We start from the raw sequence: 3,154 nt of genomic DNA, 5'->3' as shown, positions 1-3,154 counted from the left end.
TATAAAACAAAAGAAATGGACTTTTATAGAGTGAATAGTGCTGATGAAATTTTCAAAGATGAAAAAGGGATTTTTATACCAACATCAAATGAATTAAATAACAACGTTGATTTACTAGTCGTCCCTGGAGTTATATTTAATAATAAAGGTTATCGCACGGGCTATGGTGGCGGCTTTTACGATAGATTTTTAAAGGATTATCAAGGAAAGACTGTATCGATTTTATTTGATGAACAGTTCGGTGAAGTGATCGTTGAATCACACGACATGCCTGTCGATTATTTAATCACACCGACAAAAAATATTAACGCAAGAGAGAATAGATTATGATTAATAAATGGCAAGCAGCTTATGAAATTGTACGTTATACAAAATATGTATTTTCACGCTATGACGAAGTTGCAGACACAATTTGGTTAAAAAATAGAAAAAGCCGTTCATTAATGATTTTAGTTGATGGTCAGTTTGAGGATGATGAAATTGAAACTACAACTAAAATATTATATGACAATAAAGCGAATATCGATGCAGCTGTCGACTTTAATGTGAATAAAATATATGTCCACTATATCGATTGTGAACCATTTAAACGTCAATTTAAGTCTAAAACTCTAAAAGTTATTCACACAGGTACAGAGAGTATTGCGAATGTCATATTAAACCCATTCTATAAAATAGATACGAAATATAAAAAGTCTAAACCGTTAGATTGGTATAAGAAGCGTGTTTTATCAAGTAACCCGCTTGAAACGTATCTAATTAAATTTACACCGATGACGTTGATACTTATAATGATCAACACACTCATCTTTTTAACGAATTTATTTTATATTCATATACGTGATTCGGTCCACATCACGAACAACTTAGGCTTAACACATCACGGAGTCAATCAAGATACGGAGTTTTATCGACTCATTTCGAGTGCGTTTTTACATGCAGATGTCGAGCACTTTTTATTTAATATATTTGCGATATACGTCCTAGGTAAATTTGTGGAATCGATATATGGCTCTACGAAAATGCTTATAACTTATGTTTTAACGGCAATCGTAGCAAATATAGTTTCTCTTGTATTTATCACAAATGCACTTTCTCTAGGTGCAAGCGGGGCAACTTACGGAATGATGGGGCTGCTCGTTATACATCTACTTGTTTATAAAAAAGTTCAAAAGAAACTCATATTTCAAGTACTCGCTGCCTTTGTAGTCATTGGTGTTTTAACGAGCTTCTTTAGTAACGTTAATCACTATGCCCATGCAGGCGGTTTTATATATGGTCTTTTATTAGGAGTCGTTTTTAACTTTAAAAAAGTAGATTTTAAAATTGCCATAGGGGCATTTGTTTTAATGATTGTTTTACCGGTGTCTATGTGGATGATTCAACGAGATCATGTATCATATCAACCGTATGATGAGGAAGCACTTCGTTATTTTTATGAAAAAGATTACGCTCATGCTCTCGAAAAAGTGAACGAAACGTTTAAATATGGAAACGAGACGAGTATGAGTTATTATATACTCGGTAAACTTTATGAAGCTGCGGGCGATGAAGCAACTGCTGAGGAAAACTTTAATGCGGCTTTTGAGCTTGATCCTAAAAATGAGTATGTATTAAAACGTAAATTATTAGAATTACGTAAAAACCAAGACTTTGAAGCGATGGCAAAACTTAGTGAAGGTGTTAATGTAAATAAAGTAAAAGATGAAGAACTCTCAGTCATACTTGAAGAATTAAGTTTTAGAGGATATTAAAAAGCTCGCGAATATTCGCGAGCTTTTGTTTTAAAGGTCTGGATAACCAAATGTAAAGATTGTTGCGAGTGAGAAGAATCCGAATGTTGCGATTCCTGCGATACTAAAAATAATACCTAGAATGTTTTTAGATCTTACCGCGTTTATTAATGCGTATACACTTAAAACTGCAATAAGTAACATTAATAGTGACATCGTGTTTACACCAATGTGAATCGATGTACCACCAATTTTAAACAGTTCACCTGTATTAATAAAAGGCATTTTTAATCCCCCAATACTTTTAACATTACGTTAACTCTATTGTATAATTGATACATGTAAATGTCTAGACTATTTTGAGGTGACACTATGGAAATCATTACATTACCACTTGGAGCGTTATATACAAATTGCTATATTGTTTATAATGATAAGAAAGATTGTTTGATTTTTGACCCAGCAGCTAATAGTGATGAAATTATTCGTACAGTTGAAGAAAGCGACCTAACCGTCAAAGGAATTTTACTTACTCATTCTCATTATGATCATATCGGTGCGTTAGAGGAAGTATCAAAACACTTTAATTTGCCTGTATATATGAATGAAGAAGAAGCGGAGTGGTTAGTTGATCCGACAAAAAACGGATCGATTCGTTTTATCGAAGAAATTACTGCCGACGTTGAGAGAATATATATTGGTGAAGGGGAGCTTTCAATCGGAGAATTTGACTTAAAAATACTTCATACACCAGGTCATTCTCCAGGAAGTTTAAGTTATATATTTGAAGACGATATGTTTATTATTTCTGGGGATGTGCTCTTTAACAAAGGTGTTGGTCGTACAGATTTATATGGTGGTAACACAGAAGCGGTCATGCATTCAATTAAAGAGAAGTTATTTAATTTAAATTTAGAGTTTGACGTCTATCCCGGTCACGGTATGCCAACAACATTGCTCGAAGAAAAATACGAAAATCCTAACATAATATGGTAAATAAAAAGAGAGTTCAGACAAATGTCTGAACTCTCTTTTATTTTTTACTGGTTACCAAATGCTGGTTCCATAAGGAAAGTTGAATAGTAAGTAAATCCAACAAAGAATAGCATGAGGTAAGCTGCGAATACATACATATACATTCTTTCAGTCAGTTTCATATATCCAAGTAATATAAAGAAACCAGTTTGACCGATGAAGAAAAACGCCATTTCTGTCATATCACCGACATAGAATAAAATCGCAAAGATTGCTGTCCAAAAACCGAGCGTTTTAAATACTTTATCCATCGTAATCCTCCCACCAAACCATAATCTATTAACTTAATTATAATCAACTCTAATCGATAAGTAAATACCAAATCCGGAATTGTAAATTCTTAAAACTTTTAAAATAAAAAAGATAAAACCGATTTTTTGAGCATA

At 32.9% G+C, this 3,154-nt stretch carries 5 protein-coding genes; 3 read left to right on the top strand and 2 right to left on the bottom strand.

What is annotated here, in order from left to right; genetic code table 11:
* The coding region (locus tag TJ68_RS01485; protein WP_040928351.1) for a 5-formyltetrahydrofolate cyclo-ligase at positions 1 to 330 on the top strand (330 nt) is incomplete at its 5' end.
* Entirely contained in the window at positions 327 to 1,754 is a 1,428-nt protein-coding gene (locus tag TJ68_RS01480; RefSeq protein WP_040928350.1) for a rhomboid family protein, read from the top strand. The genes TJ68_RS01485 and TJ68_RS01480, both read left to right, overlap by 4 nt.
* Positions 1,755 to 1,784: 30 nt before the next feature.
* On the opposite strand, the gene TJ68_RS01475 is transcribed toward TJ68_RS01480, so the two are convergent.
* Positions 1,785 to 2,018, bottom strand: a complete 234-nt coding sequence (locus TJ68_RS01475; protein WP_040928349.1) for a DUF2759 domain-containing protein — start codon at positions 2,016 to 2,018, stop codon at positions 1,785 to 1,787.
* A gap of 87 nt (positions 2,019 to 2,105) precedes the next feature.
* Here TJ68_RS01475 and TJ68_RS01470 point away from each other — a divergent pair, with 87 nt between their 5' ends.
* A complete protein-coding gene (locus TJ68_RS01470) occupies positions 2,106 to 2,729 on the top strand; it encodes an MBL fold metallo-hydrolase (RefSeq protein WP_040928348.1) in 624 nt (207 codons plus the stop codon).
* A gap of 44 nt (positions 2,730 to 2,773) precedes the next feature.
* Here the strand turns inward: TJ68_RS01470 and TJ68_RS01465 are convergent, their stop codons facing one another.
* A complete protein-coding gene (locus tag TJ68_RS01465; RefSeq protein WP_040928347.1) occupies positions 2,774 to 3,019 on the bottom strand; it encodes a DUF2626 family protein in 246 nt (81 codons plus the stop codon).
* Between the last annotated feature and the right edge of the window lie 135 nt (positions 3,020 to 3,154).

It is taken from the genome of Nosocomiicoccus massiliensis, from assembly GCF_000438455.1.
GTDB classification, from domain to species: Bacteria; Bacillota; Bacilli; order Staphylococcales; family Salinicoccaceae; genus Nosocomiicoccus; species Nosocomiicoccus massiliensis.
The sequence above is the reverse complement of the archived record's forward strand: the minus strand, read 5'-3'. Positions and strand labels throughout refer to the sequence as shown.

Coding starts and splice junctions, on each gene's coding strand:
- TJ68_RS01470 (WP_040928348.1), top strand. CDS start 2,106: ATGGAAATCATTACATTACCACTTGGAGCGTTATATACAAATTGCTAT.
- TJ68_RS01480 (WP_040928350.1), top strand. CDS start 327: ATGATTAATAAATGGCAAGCAGCTTATGAAATTGTACGTTATACAAAA.
- TJ68_RS01475 (WP_040928349.1), bottom strand. CDS start 2,018: ATGCCTTTTATTAATACAGGTGAACTGTTTAAAATTGGTGGTACATCG.
- TJ68_RS01465 (WP_040928347.1), bottom strand. CDS start 3,019: ATGGATAAAGTATTTAAAACGCTCGGTTTTTGGACAGCAATCTTTGCG.